This is a genomic window from uncultured Methylobacterium sp. (assembly GCF_964251405.1).
GTDB lineage: Bacteria > Pseudomonadota > Alphaproteobacteria > Rhizobiales > Beijerinckiaceae > Methylobacterium.
In genome coordinates, this window is record NZ_CAXUJR010000029.1 from 19,085 (window position 1) to 34,357 (window position 15,273).

Annotated in this window: 15 protein-coding genes and 1 pseudogene; 3 read left to right on the plus strand and 13 right to left on the minus strand. The window is 68.0% G+C overall.

Features of this window, described 5'->3' with window-relative positions:
- Window positions 1–16 precede the first annotated feature (16 nt).
- From ACFE7U_RS07765 to mtgA, 12 genes and pseudogenes are all read right to left on the minus strand, one after another.
- Window positions 17–1,339: a S41 family peptidase gene (locus ACFE7U_RS07765; protein WP_375409161.1), complete on the minus strand. Its 1,323-nt coding sequence runs from the start codon at window positions 1,337–1,339 to the stop codon at window positions 17–19.
- Window positions 1,339–2,628 carry a murein hydrolase activator EnvC family protein gene (locus ACFE7U_RS07770; RefSeq protein ID WP_375409171.1) on the minus strand — a complete coding sequence of 430 codons (1,290 nt, stop codon included), beginning with the start codon at window positions 2,626–2,628 and terminating at the stop codon, window positions 1,339–1,341. The genes ACFE7U_RS07765 and ACFE7U_RS07770 overlap by 1 nt, the downstream gene beginning before the upstream one ends.
- A gap of 251 nt (window positions 2,629–2,879) precedes the next feature.
- Window positions 2,880–3,380, minus strand: coding sequence for a 23S rRNA (pseudouridine(1915)-N(3))-methyltransferase RlmH (rlmH, locus tag ACFE7U_RS07775; RefSeq protein WP_375409162.1), 501 nt, complete (start codon window positions 3,378–3,380; stop codon window positions 2,880–2,882).
- Between the two features lie 37 nt (window positions 3,381–3,417).
- A complete protein-coding gene (gene rsfS / locus ACFE7U_RS07780; RefSeq protein ID WP_375409163.1) occupies window positions 3,418–3,717 on the minus strand; it encodes a ribosome silencing factor in 300 nt (99 codons plus the stop codon).
- Between the two features lie 148 nt (window positions 3,718–3,865).
- Window positions 3,866–4,510 carry a nicotinate-nucleotide adenylyltransferase gene (locus tag ACFE7U_RS07785; protein WP_375409172.1) on the minus strand — a complete coding sequence of 215 codons (645 nt, stop codon included), beginning with the start codon at window positions 4,508–4,510 and terminating at the stop codon, window positions 3,866–3,868.
- Window positions 4,511–4,567: 57 nt separating this feature from the next.
- Complete coding sequence (locus ACFE7U_RS07790) at window positions 4,568–5,809, minus strand: glutamate-5-semialdehyde dehydrogenase (protein ID WP_375409173.1); 1,242 nt, start codon at window positions 5,807–5,809, stop codon at window positions 4,568–4,570.
- A gap of 146 nt (window positions 5,810–5,955) precedes the next feature.
- Window positions 5,956–7,077: a glutamate 5-kinase gene (gene proB / locus ACFE7U_RS07795; RefSeq protein WP_375409164.1), complete on the minus strand. Its 1,122-nt coding sequence runs from the start codon at window positions 7,075–7,077 to the stop codon at window positions 5,956–5,958.
- A gap of 276 nt (window positions 7,078–7,353) precedes the next feature.
- Complete coding sequence (gene obgE / locus ACFE7U_RS07800; protein WP_375409165.1) at window positions 7,354–8,388, minus strand: GTPase ObgE; 1,035 nt, start codon at window positions 8,386–8,388, stop codon at window positions 7,354–7,356.
- 153 nt (window positions 8,389–8,541) lie between these two features.
- The gene (gene rpmA, locus ACFE7U_RS07805) at window positions 8,542–8,808 is read right to left on the minus strand and encodes a 50S ribosomal protein L27 (protein ID WP_055887924.1); all 267 of its coding nucleotides are present in this window, start codon (window positions 8,806–8,808) and stop codon (window positions 8,542–8,544) included.
- Between the two features lie 123 nt (window positions 8,809–8,931).
- A pseudogene (rplU, locus tag ACFE7U_RS07810) lies at window positions 8,932–9,243 on the minus strand (50S ribosomal protein L21); the annotation flags it as partial.
- 236 nt (window positions 9,244–9,479) lie between these two features.
- Window positions 9,480–10,109 (minus strand): hypothetical protein, encoded by a 630-nt coding sequence (locus ACFE7U_RS07815; protein WP_375409166.1) that lies wholly within the window; start codon window positions 10,107–10,109, stop codon window positions 9,480–9,482.
- A 163-nt stretch (window positions 10,110–10,272) separates the two neighbouring features.
- Window positions 10,273–10,965: a monofunctional biosynthetic peptidoglycan transglycosylase gene (gene mtgA, locus ACFE7U_RS07820; protein WP_375409174.1), complete on the minus strand. Its 693-nt coding sequence runs from the start codon at window positions 10,963–10,965 to the stop codon at window positions 10,273–10,275.
- Between the two features lie 87 nt (window positions 10,966–11,052).
- Between mtgA and ACFE7U_RS07825 the strand changes: the two genes are divergently transcribed.
- Together ACFE7U_RS07825 and leuB are read left to right on the plus strand one after the other, a co-directional pair.
- The gene (locus ACFE7U_RS07825; protein ID WP_375409167.1) at window positions 11,053–12,015 is read left to right on the plus strand and encodes a polyprenyl synthetase family protein; all 963 of its coding nucleotides are present in this window, start codon (window positions 11,053–11,055) and stop codon (window positions 12,013–12,015) included.
- A gap of 172 nt (window positions 12,016–12,187) precedes the next feature.
- Window positions 12,188–13,297: a 3-isopropylmalate dehydrogenase gene (leuB, locus tag ACFE7U_RS07830; RefSeq protein ID WP_375409168.1), complete on the plus strand. Its 1,110-nt coding sequence runs from the start codon at window positions 12,188–12,190 to the stop codon at window positions 13,295–13,297.
- A gap of 82 nt (window positions 13,298–13,379) precedes the next feature.
- Here the strand turns inward: leuB and ACFE7U_RS07835 are convergent, their stop codons facing one another.
- Entirely contained in the window at window positions 13,380–13,793 is a 414-nt protein-coding gene (locus ACFE7U_RS07835) for a hypothetical protein (RefSeq protein WP_375409169.1), read from the minus strand.
- 620 nt (window positions 13,794–14,413) lie between these two features.
- On the opposite strand from ACFE7U_RS07835, the gene ACFE7U_RS07840 reads away from it, so the two are divergent.
- The coding region (locus ACFE7U_RS07840; RefSeq protein ID WP_375409170.1) for an aspartate-semialdehyde dehydrogenase at window positions 14,414–15,273 on the plus strand (860 nt) is incomplete at its 3' end.

A 15,273-nucleotide genomic window follows, 5' to 3' on the forward strand; every position in this document is an offset into this window, starting at 1 on the left:
CGCGGCGGGTTCGCGATCAGTTCGGCACGGCGGCCTTCGGCGTGTTCGCAGCGCCTTTCTGGATGCCGCGAAGCAGATCCATGGCGGCGATCAGCTGCTTGTCCTTGGCGGGATCCGGCGGGACGTAAGCCGACGACCCGCCGCGCTCCTCCGCATCTTTCTGCTTCAGGTGGCCCTTCAGGCCGGCCTCGCCCTTGGTCTCGTCCTTGCCCTTGAGCTCGTCCGGGATCTCCTGCGTCACCTCGACGTCCGGCTCGATGCCCTTGGCCTGGATCGAGCGGCCCGAGGGGGTGTAGTAGCGCGCCGTGGTCAGGCGCAGTGCCCCACTCCCGCCGAGCGGGATGATCGACTGCACGGAGCCCTTGCCGAAGGAACGCGTGCCGAGCACCGTCGCCCGCTTATGGTCCTGCAGAGCGCCGGCCACGATCTCCGAGGCCGAGGCCGAGCCGCCGTTCACGAGGACGACGACAGGCTTGCCCTTGGCGTAGTCGCCGCCCTTGGCGGAGAAGCGCTGCGTCTCGTCGGCGTTGCGGCCACGGGTGGAGACGATCTCGCCGCGATCGAGGAAGGCGTCGGAGACCAGCACAGCCTGGTCGAGGAGGCCGCCCGGATTGTTGCGAAGGTCGAGCACGTAGCCCTTGAGCTTGTCCGCGCCGACCTCAGCCGTGACCTTGTCGATGGCCGCGCGCAGGCCCTCGAAGGTCTGCTCGTTGAACTGGGTCAGGCGGATGTAGCCGACGTCGCCACCCTCGGCGCGCGAGCGCACCGGCTTGATCTTGATCACGTCGCGGTTGAGCGTGACGAGGAGCGGCTCCTTGGCCTCCTTGCGGCTGATCTTGAGCTTGACCGGCGAGTTCACCGGGCCGCGCATCTTGTCGACCGCCTGGTTGAGCGTGAGGCCCTGGACCTGGTCGTCGTCGATCTGCGTGATGATGTCGTTGGTCATGATGCCGGCCTTGGAGGCCGGCGTATCGTCGATCGGGGTCACGACCTTGATCAGGCCGTCCTCCATGGTGACCTCGATGCCGAGCCCGCCGAACTCGCCGCGGGTCTGGACCTGCATGTCGCGGAAGCTCTTGGAATCCATGTAGCTCGAATGCGGGTCGAGCGAGGTCAGCATGCCGTTGACGGCCGCCTCGATCAGCTTGGCCTCCTCGGGCTTCTCGACATAGTCGGTGCGGACCTTCTCGAAGACGTCGCCGAACAGACTCAGCTGGCGGTAGGTCTCCGCGGAGGCCGCCACCGCGCTGGTTCCGGAGAGGAGATGGGTCTGGGTCGCGACGAAGGACGATCCGGCGCCTAGAAACGCGCCGACCAGAACCAGGGAAATCTTGCGCATTATCCGCGAACCTTCTCACTGGGGCTTTTGGCCCACCAAGGCTCCGGATCGATGGAGCCCCCGTCCTTCTTGAACTCGACGTAGAGCGTCGGATCGTTCCGCTCACCGCCCGGTGATTGAGGACTGGGGCCGCCCTCCCCCATCACCGCCACCGGCTCTCCGGCGAGGACGAACTGACCGACCTCGACGTTGATCTGATCCATGCCCGCCAACAACAGATAGTAGCCATCGCCGGCATTGATGATCAAGAGTCGTCCATATGAGCGAAATTGTCCGGCGAAGGAGACCCATCCATCGGCCGGCGCCGAGACCACAGCCTTGGCACGCGTGGCAAGAGAGATGCCGCGCGTGTTTCCGCCGTTGCCGTCGGGCTGGTTGAAACTACGCACTAAACTGCCGCTGACCGGCCGTGGCAGGTCGCCGCGGGCATCGGCGAAGCGGATCTTCGGCGCGAGGCGTGCCGGGTCTCGCGTGCCAGCTGCGGCAAATCGCTCCTGAGTCGCGCGCAGTTCGCGGGTTTCCGCATTGCGCGCCTCCTCCGCCGCGCGACGGGCCGAGGAGACTTCCGCCTCCATGCGTTCGAGGAGGTCCTTGAAGCTCTTGGCCTGGACGGCGAGTTCGGCGGTGCGCTTGCGCTCGGCGGCAAGGCCGCTCTCGACTTCGGCGAGGCGGGCGCGCCTTGCCGACACCAGCGCGTTGAGGCGCTGCTGCTCCTTGGCCCAACCGGTGAGATCGTTCTGCAGCGCCAGACGATCGGACGCGATCACCCCCTTGAGCCGCACCATCTCGGTGAGGTCGGCGGCCAGGGTCTCGGCCTCGCCGCGCAGTTCGGGCACGATTGCGCCGAGCAGCATCGAGGTCCGGATCACCACGAGGACGTCTTCGGGCTGGACCAGGACGGCGGGCGGCGGACGGCGACCCATGCGCTGAAGGGCGGCGAGGATCTCCGCGATGACGCCGCGGCGGGCCTCCAAGGAACGGCGGATCGCCGCCTCGCTCTCGCCCAGGGTGGCCAATCGCTCCTCGAGCCGGGTCATCCGGTCCTCGGTCGCCTGGGACTGCCGTGTCGCGTCGAGAAGCGCCGCGTTCAACTTGGCACGGTCGCCGCCGATCGCGGCGATCTCGGCTTCGAACTGGGACTTCGCACCGGTCGAGGCGGCCAGCGCCTCCTCGACGCGCCTGAGGTTCTCGGCACGCCGGGCCTTCTCGTCGAGGCTGCGCTGGATCGCGTCGTCCGGCTTGTCCGGTACAGGCGCCTGCGCCCAGGCGACGGTCGCGCCGACGATCAGCCAGAGCACCCCGGCGATGCCGCGCGCACGAACGCCGATGGATCGTTTCGCACCGCGGAGCCCGGCCTCGCTCGGGAGCAGCGCATGCTTGGTGATACCGGCCTTGGATGATCGGCGTCGATCGTCACGTATCTCGCGCCCATTTCCGGTCGGGTGGAGAGGAGCGGAGGCCGATCCGAGAAACGGCGAGCGAGGGACTCCGATCAGATCGAACGGAACCGGCGTCGGATCATGGATATCGCTCCGACCGCTCATGATTCGTCGGGATCGCCGCGGTGATAGGGGTGGCCTGAGAGGATCGTCAGCGTGCGGTAAACCTGCTCCAGCACGAGAACCCGCACAAGTCCGTGCGGCAGGGTCGCGGCCCCGAAGGCGAGGGTCAGGTCGGCGCGGGCCCGTACCCCAGGATCGAGCCCGTCGGCCCCGCCGATGGCGATGACGAGGGCTGGCCGCGTCGCGTCACGCCATCCGGCGATGCGCTCGGCCAAACCCAGGCTCGGCAGGTCGCTGCGCCCGCGTTCGTCATAGGCGATGACCACGCTGCCGGCGCCGCAATGGGACAGGATCGCCGCCCCTTCCTCGGCGCAGCGGTCGGGAGCCCGTCGCGCCCGGCTCTCCGGGATCTCCACGAGGTCGCAGGATGGAAAGCCGAGGCCCCTGGCGATGGACGCGGCGCGCTCACGGTAGCGGGCGGCGAGATCCCGCTCAGGCCCCGCCTTCAGGCGTCCGATTGCGGCCACGAGCAGACGCAACGGCCCGTCCTCTCGACGAATGACGATCCGGACGCGCTCAGCCGGCCAGGAGCCCGATGGGACGGTCGACGCCCCACATCTTCTCGAGATTGTAGAAGCCGCGCACCTCCGGCCGGAAGATATGAACGATGACGTCGCCGGCATCGATCAACACCCAGTCGCAGGCAGGCATGCCCTCGACCCTGGCGGCTCCGAAGCCCTTCGATTTCAGGTCCTGCAGGATCCTGTCAGCGATGGCGCCGACATGGCGCTGCGAGCGCCCGGACGTGATGATCATGGTATCGGCGAGCGAGGTCTTGCCCATGAGATCGATCTCGATGGTCTCCTCGGCCTTCATGTCCTCGATGCAGTCGAGCGCCAGGGCTCTCAGATCGCCGATCTTCTGGTCGACGGCTTGGTCGGAACCGGTGGTTCCCTGGTTGATCGGATCGGACAGCGTCTCGTTTCCTCGAATGATGGCGGCGTCGCCACGATCTGTAGTGGTCTTACGCGAGATTGATATGATCCGGCGTCTTTTTCAATAGTTGGGTCGCCTCTTCGTCCTTCCGCCGGATGGCGGTCGACGAGAGCGTCGAGCGGGGGCCGTGGAGGAAGGTCCAGGCCGGCGCCGGCCGATTCGCGAGGTTGCGAGCATCTTGTTCCGAAACGCGCCGGCGCGCCAGGGCCTGCGCCGCATGCCCCCCCGGCGCGGAGAGGGTGAAGCCGGGACGATCGATCACCGCGATGGGCATCAGCGCGGCGATCTCGCGAAAGCCTTGCCAGCGGTGGAAGCTCGCGAGGCTGTCGGCGCCCATGATCCAGACGAAATGGACTCCGGGCAGGCGCGAGACTAGGTATCGCAGGCTCTGGCGGGTATAGCGTGCGCCGATCTCGCTCTCGAACCCCGTCACGACGATCCGTGGATGGGCCGCGACCCTGGACGCGGCGGCCACGCGGGCGGCAGCCGGGGCGAGGCGATCGCGGTCCTTGAGCGGGTTGCCGGGCGTCACCATCCACCAGACCCGGTCGAGGCCTAGGCGCCTGAGTGCGACGAGGCTGACATGGCGGTGGCCGGGATGGGCCGGATCGAACGACCCGCCATAGAGCCCGATCCGCATACCCGGGGACGCCGGAGGCAGGCGCGCCGGCAGAGTGGCGTGAAGCCGGCGAGGATAGGGCAAGGCGCCTTGCTCAGGCAGTCGGAAGCATCACGGACGGGTCTGACCGCTCCCGTGGACACGGTACTTGAAGGTCGTGAGCTGCTCGACGCCGACCGGGCCGCGGGCATGCATGCGACCGGTGGCGATGCCGATCTCGGCGCCGAAGCCGAACTCGCCGCCATCGGCGAACTGGGTCGAGGCATTGTGGACGACGATGGCCGAATCCACCTCCGCCAGGAACCGTGTCGCCTGTCCCCGATCGCGGGTGACGATCGCGTCGGTGTGGTGCGAGCCGAAGGCCTCGATATGATCGATGGCTGCGTCGAGCCCGTCGACCACGCGCACGGCGATGATCGCGTCGAGATATTCCGTGCGCCAATCGACTTCGGTAGCGGGGACGACGCGTTGATCGACGGCCTGGACCGCTTCGTCGCCGCGCACCGTGCAGCCGGCCTCGATCAGGGCCTCGACCAGGGGCTTGAGATGGGTCCCGGCGCAGGCGCGGTCCACCAGAAGCGTTTCGGCTGCGCCGCAGATGCCGGTGCGGCGCATCTTGCTGTTGAGGACGACAGTGCGGGCCATGTCGAGATCGGCTTCCTCAGCCACGTAGACGTGGCAGATGCCGTCGAGATGGGCGAAGACCGGGACGCGTGCCTCGGCATGGACCCGCTCGACGAGGCCGCGACCGCCGCGGGGGACGATCACGTCGATGCAGCCGTCGAGCCCCGACAGCATGGCGCCGACGGCGGCGCGGTCGCGGGTCGGAACGATCTGGACGGCATCGGCGGGCAGCCCGGCCGCGACGAGCCCAGCCCGCATGGTGGCGGCGATGGCCATGGCGGTGCGGTGGCTGTCGGAGCCGGCGCGCAGGATCGCGGCGTTGCCGGCCTTGAGGCAGAGCGCGCCGGCATCGGCGGTGACGTTGGGACGGCTCTCGAAGATGACGCCGATGACTCCGAGGGGCACGGCGATGCGCTCGATCAGGAGCCCGTTCGGACGCTCGAAGGCCGCGACCTGACGCCCGACCGGATCGGGCAGCGCGCCGATCTTCTCGACGGCGTCGGCAATGGCAGAGAGGCGCCCGGCATCCAGGGTCAGGCGATCGATCAGCGCATGGGTCTGGTTCGCGGCCTGGGCGGCGGCCACGTCTTGGGCGTTCTCGGTCAGGATCAAAGCGCTCGCCGCGCGCAGATGATCCGCCACGAGCCGGAGGGCGACGTCCTTGGTCTGTGCCGAGGCCAGTGCCATCTGCCGGGCGGCCACGCGGGCCCGCTTGCCGATGCCTCGCATCTCCTCCGCGAGGCTGCCGTCGAGAGCGAAGTCTGGTCTGAGGTTCACGAACGGCACCGTCATCATCCTCGCGATTTCAGGTCGTCGGACCGCGCACGAAGTCCTCCCTCATGCCACCCGGGATATGACAAGACAAGAAGCGTGAACTACTCTCCCACGATCGCCAAGTCGTCGCGATGCACCATTTCCGCCCGGCCGGGATGAGTGAGTAGTTCCGCGATCTCGCGGCTCGGGCGACCGATGATCAGCGCCGCCTGATCGCTGTCGTAGGCGACGAGGCCGCGCCCCAGGGTCCGCCCGGCGGTATCGCGGATGATGACGGCATCGCCGCGCCCGAAGCTGCCTTCGACTGCCTTCACTCCCACGGGAAGCAGGCTGGCGCCGACCTGCAGCGCGCGCGCGGCACCTTCGTCGATCACCAGGATGCCGCGCGGCTCCAGCGACCCCGCGATCCAGGTCTTGCGCGCCGCCACCGGGTTCGAGCCCGACAGGAACCAGGTGCAGCGCCCGCCCTGCAGGATCGCCCGCAGGGGGTTCTTCTCGCGCCCGTCGGCGATGATCATGTGGGTTCCCCCGCCCGCCGCGATCTTGCCGGCCTCGACCTTGGTGCGCATGCCGCCCCGGGAAAGCTCGGAAGCCGGGCCGCCGGCCATGGCTTCGATCTCGGGCGTGATCCGCTCGATCAGGGGAAGGTGGCGCGCGGACGGGTCGCTTGCCGGAGGCGCCGTGTAGAGCCCGTCGATGTCGGAGAACAGCACAAGCACGTCGGCGCTGATCATGGTGGCGACGCGGGCGGCGAGACGGTCGTTGTCGCCGTAGCGGATCTCGCTGGTGGCGACGGTGTCGTTCTCGTTGACCACCGGCACGGCGCGGACCTCGAGGAGCTTCAGCACCGTGGCCCGCGCATTGAGGTAGCGCCGACGCTCCTCGGTGTCCTGAGGCGTGACCAGGATCTGGCCCGCGACGATGCCGTGGTGGCCGAGCGCCTCCGACCAGTAACGGGCCAGCGCGATCTGACCGACGGCGGCGGCCGCCTGGCTTTCCTCCAAACGCAGAGTGCCCGGCGCGTAACCGAGAACGGTACGGCCGAGCGCGATCGATCCCGAAGAGACCACGAGCACGTCGACGCCGCGGGCGTGAAGATCGGCGACGTCCTCGGCGAGTGCGGCCAGCCAGGCATGGCGCAGCCGCCCCCGCTCGCGGTCGACGAGAAGCGCAGAGCCGACCTTGATGACGACGCGGCGGAAATCTTGGAGAGAGGGGGTCATGGGTCAGGTCGGTTAGGCGGGCTCGATGTCCGTGTGCATGAAGTCGTTGCCGTTGAACAGGAGCGGCGCAGTGCGAGCCGTCGAGACCGCGTAGGATTGGCAATTGCCGAAGTTCGACTGCGCGGGATGTCCACGTCCCAGCCGAACCGAAGAAGTGCGGTGGAGGCGAGGCGATACATTTTGAGGGTGAACGCGACAGGCTGCACCGTGGTGCGCAAGATCTTCGTGATTCGCTCTCACGCTCTATGGTTCATCCTTGACGAAGCGCTTCGTTAGTCACGGCTGCCACGCTTCGGCCGGCTGGGCTTCGAGTTCCGCGGCCTTCGCTTCCATCATCTCCCGCGTGATCGCCCGCAGGGCATCCTGAACGCCGAGGCCGGTGGCCGAGGACAGCACCAGGGGCTTCTGCTTCGAGGCCCGCTTCAGGCGCGCGACCTGCTCCTTGAGGGTGTCGGGGTCGACCACGTCGGCCTTCGACAGGGCGACGATCTCATGCTTTTCACCGAGGCCGTGCCCATAGGCCTCCAGTTCCCGGCGCACGAGCTTGTAAGTCTTGCCGGCATGTTCGCTGGTGGCCTCGACGAGGTGGAGGAGCACGCGGCAGCGCTCCACATGTGCGAGGAACTTGTCGCCCAATCCGACGCCGTCATGGGCGCCCTCGATCAGGCCGGGAATGTCGGCCAGCACGAACTCGCGCTCGTCGGAGCGCACCACGCCGAGACCGGGGTGCAGCGTGGTGAAGGGATAGTCGGCGATCTTGGGCCGGGCCGCAGTGACGGTGGCGAGGAAGGTCGACTTGCCGGCATTGGGCAGGCCTACGAGCCCGGCATCGGCGATGAGCTTCAGGCGCAGCCAGATCCACTGCTCGTGGCCCTCCAGGCCCGGATTGGCGTGCTTGGGCGCCCTGTTGGTGGAGGTCGTGAAATAGGCGTTGCCGAAGCCGCCATTGCCGCCCTTGGCCAGGCGCACGCGCTGGCCGACATGGGTCATGTCGGCGATCAGGGTCTCACCGTCCTCGGCGATGATCTCGGTGCCGGCAGGTACCTTCAGCACCACGTCGGCTCCGTTGGCGCCGTGGCGGTTCGAGCCCATGCCGTGCTCGCCCTTCTTGGCCTTGAAGTGCTGTTGGTAGCGGTAGTCGATCAGGGTGTTGAGGCCGTCGACGCACTCGACCCAGACGTCACCGCCGCGGCCGCCATCGCCGCCATTGGGGCCGCCGAACTCGATGAACTTTTCGCGGCGGAACGCGACGCAGCCGGCGCCGCCGTCGCCGGAGCGCACATAGACCTTGGCTTCGTCGAGGAATTTCACGGCCGGGCTCGTTTCACAGGTTCTGGTCAGGGCGCGGCGACATCACGCCGGGCTTGAGACAAACGACAACGGGGAAGACGGTTTCCCATCTCCCCCGGATGCGCGTTGCGTTTCGGGCCATCCGCTAGGGACGGCCCGTGACGATGAGGGTGACTACTCGGCAGCTTCCTGCATCGGGATCACCGCCACGAAGGCGCGTCCGCGCTTCACCTGGAACTCGACCCGGCCGTCGGCCTTGGCGAACAGGGTGTGATCCGTGCCGATGCCGACGTTCACGCCGGGATGAAACTTCGTGCCGCGCTGGCGGACGATGATGTTTCCGGCGATGACGGCTTCCGAACCGAACTTCTTGACGCCGAGGCGCTGGCCGGCGGAATCGCGGCCGTTGCGGGACGAGCCGCCTGCTTTCTTGTGGGCCATCTTGGCTTACTCCGGATGTCTCTGTTGCGGGCGGAATCAGGCTTCGGCGGAGGCGGTCGCCGGGAGGGACTCGGCCTTGGCGGCCTTGGCCTTGCGCTCGGGCGCCTTCGACGACTTGCCGCCCGCGCTGATCTCGGTGATGCGCACCACGGTGTGGTGCTGGCGGTGGCCCCGCTTGCGCCGCGAGTTCTGCCGGCGGCGCTTCTTGAAGGCGATCACCTTCTTGTCGCGGCCATGGCTGACGATCTCGCCGGTGACGCTGATGCCGGTGAGCATGGGAGCGCCGACCTCGGTCGCGCCCTCGCCGTCGGCGAACAGCAGGACCTCGCCGAAGGTGACGGCGGAGCCCTCTTCGCCCTCGAGCGTCGCGATGGTGATGGTGTCGTTGGCGGCAACGCGATACTGCTTGCCGCCCGTCTTGATGACTGCGAACATCGTTCTCTCTCGTGTTCTGATGCCGGCCTCCGGCTGACGCCTGGGCCGTCTTCTTGTTCAGGTCATCCGCGACACCGATCGAGCGATGCGCGAACGCGAAACGCGCGGACTTCGTCGAGGAAGCCGCGCGTTGCCGCACGGCGATAGCTGCAAGGCCGGACGTTTGTCAACACGATGCGTCCGGTGAGGTCGCGAAACCGAGTGGCCGGAGAACCCTTCTCTTCTGCCGTCTCGAATCAGGCCGGCTCCCAGCGGTCCATCGTCCCGGTTCGCCGGAACTCGCCCGGCCCAAGATCGGCGTATCGCAGGAAGATCTGCAATGCCGGCTGCATTTCCCGATGAAGGCGCGGCAGGCGGGCGTCCGAGGCGGTCGGAACGCCGTCGGCAGAGGCCATGTCGGCGGTGGACGCGGCACCGTCGCCGTACGGATGGGTCGGGTCGACGCCTGGTACGTCGTGCTCATCGTCCCAGGCGAGATTGAGACTGGCCAGGAGCGCGATGTGCTCCGGCGTCACGTCAAAGGTGATGTGCTCTGGCGTGATGCCGGTCTCGTCGTCGCGGAAGACGTCGAGGACGGCACCGGGAGGGAGGTTGGCGAGCGTGTTGTGGTAGGCGTAGCGCCCCGGCTTGAGCGCGGCGTTGGCGACGAACACCGCGAGGGCATCGCCCAGCGCCCGGTGCTCCTCGTCGGTACCGTCGTCGTCGCCCATGACGTTGGCGATGTCTTCGTCGCGGTCGGCGCTGCCATAGGGCGCGTCGGGATGAATGATCGGGGCCCCCGAACCGATCGGGTTCCAGGCCACCACCATCCTGCGGATCAGGGCGATGCGCTCCAGGGTCATCTCGAAGGTCGTAGGGCCGCTCATCCGTTCTTCTCTCTCATAGTCGCGAGGGCGCCACCGGAGGAGGCGGTCAGCCTGCCGGCTCCGAGCACCACGGCCCGGAGGAACGGCGCGACGGGGCGAAACATGGCGAAGGATACCAAGGCAAGGCCGGTCGTCGGCAGGTACCCGATCACGCCACCGAGAGCTACCGCTTCAGGCACCCCATCAGGCCGCCGACCCCGTTCATCCGGCCCTGGATGCGCGCCGCCGCCGCCCTCACCCCGCGTGAGGGAGCACCGGCGTTGCGGATGATCGGATTCGGCAACACGGCGGCCAGCGAGGCGGCCTCGTTGCGGGTGAGGTCGCGGGCGCCCTTGCCGAACCAGCGCCGCGAGGCGGCCTCGGCCCCGAAGATCCCGTCGCCCCACTCGGCGACGTTGAGGTAGATTTCCATCGTCCGCCGCTTGCCCCAGAGGGTATCGGCGATCACCGCGAGCGGGATCTCCAGACCCTTGCGGACGAAGGAGCGACCCGGCCACAGGAAGACGTTCTTCACCGTCTGCATCGAGATCGTGGAGGCGCCCCGGCTCGGGCCCTCCTCGTCGTCCACCACGTCGCGCAGCGCATCCCAGTCGACGCCGTTGTGCTGGCAGAAGCGCTGGTCCTCGGAGGCGAACACCGCCTGAACGAGCAGGGGCGAGATCGCCTCGAGTGCGACCGCCTCGCGAGTGACGGGCTGCAGCGTCAACCATCGTCCGAGCATCAGGGTTGAGGGTGGCGTCACCGCGCTATAGACGAGCGCGAGCAGGAGGATCGCCCCCAGGACGAGGAGCGGGAGGAAGAGAACGATGCCGACGATCCGCCGCCATCCCCGGCCACGCCTCCGCACCGGTTGCAGGAGTCTCTCCCCGTCATCAGCCTGGTCCCGACCCTGCCCGCGCAACGCTCATCCACCTCGCTGCCATCCTGGAAAGCCCAGCCGACCATGAACTCAACGCAAGCATCGCACGCTTCGGTCAAGGCGGATGCCGCTGAGCAGGGCTTTACCCACAAGCTCGGCACGATCGCCGATGCGGTCGAGGCGTTCCTGGCCGAGCGGCTCGGGCCGGAGACCCGGCCCGGCGAAATCGCACGGCCGCCGCGCCTGATGGAGGCGATGCGCCACGCGGTGCTCGGCGGCGGCAAGCGCCTGCGCCCGTTCCTGGCGGTCGAGACCGCGCGAATGCTCGGCGGCGACGAGGCCGGCGCGCTCGCCGCCGGCTCGGCGATCGAGCTCGTCCATTGCTACTCGCTCGTCCACGACGACATGCCGGCCATGGACGACGACGACCTTCGCCGCGGCAAGCCCACCGTCCATAAGGCCTATGACGAAGCCACCGCCATTCTCGTCGGCGACGCGCTCCAGACGCTCGCCTTCGAGATCCTGGCCGATCCGGCCTGGCAGCCGGCTTCGGCCATCCGGGCCGACCTGGTGCTGGGACTCGCAAGGGCCTCGGGGCTCGGCGGCATGGTCGGCGGCCAGATCCTCGATCTCGGAGCGGAGGGCCGCTTTGGGGCCGTCTCGCTCACCGTCGATGACACGCTGCGGCTCCAGGCCATGAAGACCGGCGCCATCCTGGCCTTCTCGGTGGACGCGGGCGCCCTCGTCGGCGGTGCGACGCCGGACCAGCGCGCCGCGCTGCTGCGCTACGGCCTCGCCCTCGGCCAAGCCTTCCAGATCGCGGACGACATCCTCGACCGCGAGGCCTCGCCCGAAGCGATGGGCAAGGCGACCGGCAAGGACAAGGACGCCGGCAAGGCCACCCTCGTCGACCGCCTCGGCCTCGACGGCGCGCGGGCGGAATGCGACCGTCTCGTGGACGTCTGCGACGCGGCGTTGGCGTCGTGGGGCGAGCGGGCCGAGACTCTGCGCCAGGCGGCGCGGTTCACGGTGGCGCGGAAGGTCTAGACCCTTTTTCGGTTCGTTGGATCGGCCGGGTGTGTTCACGCGGGTCTCTCCTCCCCCTTCAGGAGACGGGAGAGCGTTGCGACTGGATCGGCCGGTACGATCGACCGGAAGCGTGTTGGCAAATCGATGACTCTCCACACGGATGGGAGAGGCAGCAAAGCGAGTTGATCTCATGACCACCTACAAGCTCCTCCTCCTCCCCGGCGACGGGATCGGCCCGGAAGTCATGGCGCAGGTGGAGGTGGTGCTCGGCGTGCTGGCCGAGGCCGGACTCGCCCGTTTCGAGACCGAGCACGACCTCGTCGGCGGCTCCGCCATCGACGCCCACGGTGTTCCGCTCACCGATGCCGCCCTGGCCCGGGCCGACGCCGCCGATGCGATCCTGCTCGGCGCCGTCGGCGGTCCGAAATGGGCCGGCGTCCCTTACGAGAACCGCGCCGAAGCCGGGCTCCTGCGCCTGCGCAAGGATCTCGGCCTGTTCGCCAATCTGCGCCCGGCCATCTGCTACCCGGCCCTGGCAGACGCCTCGGCACTCAAGCGCGAACTCGTCGAGGGCCTCGACATCATGATCGTGCGCGAGCTCACCGGCGGCGTCTATTTCGGCGAGCCGAAGGAGATCACCACCCTGCCCGACGGCTCGAAGCGGGCGGTGGACACGCAGGTCTACACGACCGCCGAGATCGAGCGCATCGCCCATGTCGCCTTCGACCTCGCGCGCAAGCGCTCGGGCCGGGTCGCCTCGGCCGAGAAGCACAACGTCATGAAATCGGGCGTCCTGTGGAAGGAGGTCGTGACCCGGGTCCATGCCCAGCACTATGCGGACCTCGAACTCGAGCACGTGCTGGCCGACAACTGCGCCATGCAGCTCGTGCGTCGCCCCAAGCAGTTCGACGTGCTCGTCACCGACAACCTGTTCGGCGACGTGCTATCGGATGTGGCAGCGATGCTGACCGGATCGCTCGGGATGCTGCCCTCCGCGTCCCTCGGGGCCGTCGATGGCAAGGGCAGCCGCAAGGCGCTCTACGAGCCGGTCCATGGGTCGGCGCCCGACATTGCCGGGCGCGACTTCGCCAATCCGCTGGCGATGATCGGATCGCTCGCCATGGCGCTTCGCTATTCCTTCGGCCTCGGAGAAGCCGCCGACCTTCTCGACCGCGCCATCACGGACACCCTGGCCTCCGGTGTCCGGACGCGGGACATCGCCGGCGAAGGCGTGACGCCCGTCGGGACGGCGGGCATGGGCGAGGCCGTGGCCGCGGCGCTCCGCTCGCGCCTGCGCTGACTGGCATCGGAGCCGGCATGCAAAAGGCGCCGACCCTCGCGGGTCGGCGCCTCTTTTCCGGACGGCAGGCTGTGACGTCGGCTCAGTAAGGACTGCCGTAGCGCGCCGCGTACGAGGTCGGATCGATCGCGTCGACGGCGGAGAAGTCGATGCCGCGGATCGCCGAGGAGCGCGCGCCGACGAAGGGCCCGTTGGTGATCGGATCGGAGATGTTGCCCGCGCCGAAGCGGTCGTTGCGACCGTAGGGCGGCGAGTTCAGGTAGCTCGCCGTGATGAATTGCGGGTTGGTCGCCGGATTGCTCACCGAGCCGTTTCCGGGCTCGACCACATTGCCCCCATCGAGCCAACTCCGCGGACGGATGCGGATCGGCAAGGCCGGCCCGACGCGCTCCACGACGTAGCGGGTCTGTGCCTCGGCAGGCGTAGTGGCGCCAAGGCCGGTCAGCGATCCGGCAACGGCAACGGCACCCATGAGGGCGATGGTGGCAGAGCGCATGGAAGCACCTCGTGTCAAAATGCGGGAAGGTCGGACGAGCGTGAGGCTCATCAGCCCTCGGTTGTGACGATGACGTATCAGGCCGAAGGTTGTTCCCGTCTTAAGGCCTCGCTTGCGTGTTTCACCGCACTCGCCGCCCAGTCGCCCGAGCCTGTCGGTCGAACCGGTTCGTCCGATGATACCGGCCTGGAAACGTGGTCCCGACGGACCGAGCACCCGCCGTATGGAGAGCGGCCTCGGAGGCAATCGGCCTGCCGGTCGCCCGGGAGAGACACGCTCATGGCTCGGCGCAGGTTACGGTGCGCGACTCGATGAGAGTGGATTTCAGCGCCAGTCGGCACGCGATCTTCCCCGCATCGCGGTTTGCGGATCGTTTCCCGGCCCTGAGTACGCCCTTGACAGCCGAAGGAGCGCGGCGTCTTGGTGCGCTTTGGTGTCCGCGTCGCGTATCGTGCGGAGCCTTCCGCATGTCGTGACAGAGGACGTGCCGGACCTGGGAGATCGCCCGATGGCCGAAGCGCCGGGGCGGATCATGACCGAACGCGAGGGCGACGAAGAGCCTGATGCCGGCGCTGCCGGTGCAGAGGCGACGGGCATCCTCATGAAGCGGAGTGGGTGAGATGGGTTACAAGGTCGCCGTCGTCGGTGCGACGGGCAATGTCGGACGCGAGATGCTGGATATCCTGGCCGAGCGGGCCTTTCCGGCCGACGAGGTCGTGGCGATCGCGTCGCGCCGCTCCATGGGCCAGGAAGTCTCGTTCGGCGACAAGATCCTCAAGGTGAAGGCCCTCGACGATTACGACTTCTCCGACACCGACATCTGCCTGATGTCGGCCGGTGGCGAGATCTCGAAGGAATGGTCGCCGCGCATCGGCAAGACCGGCTGCGTCGTCATCGATAACTCGTCGGCGTTCCGCTACCATCCGGACGTGCCGCTGATCGTGCCCGAGGTGAACCCGGAGGCGATCTCGGGCTTCTCGAAGCTCAACATCATCGCCAACCCGAACTGCTCGACCGCGCAGCTCGTGGTCGCCCTGAAGCCCCTCCACGACGTCGCCAAGATCCTGCGCGTCGTGGTCTCGACCTATCAGTCGGTCTCGGGTGCGGGCAAGGACGCCATGGACGAGCTGTTCCAGCAGACCCGCTCGGTCTTCACGGCCGGGCAGATGACGATGGAGAAGTTCCCCAAGCGCATCGCTTTCAACGTGATCCCGCAGATCGACGTCTTCCTCGACGACGGCTCGACCAAGGAAGAGTGGAAGATGGTCGCCGAGACCAAGAAGATGCTCGACCCCAAGATCAAGCTCACCGCCACCTGCGTGCGCGTGCCGGTCTTCATCGGGCATTCGGAGGCGGTCAACGTCGAGTTCGAGCACCCGATCTCGCCCGAGGAGGCCACCGCGATTCTGCGCTCGGCGCCGGGCATCCTGGTAGTCGATAAGCGCGAGCCCGGCGGCTACATGACCCCGCACGAGGCCGC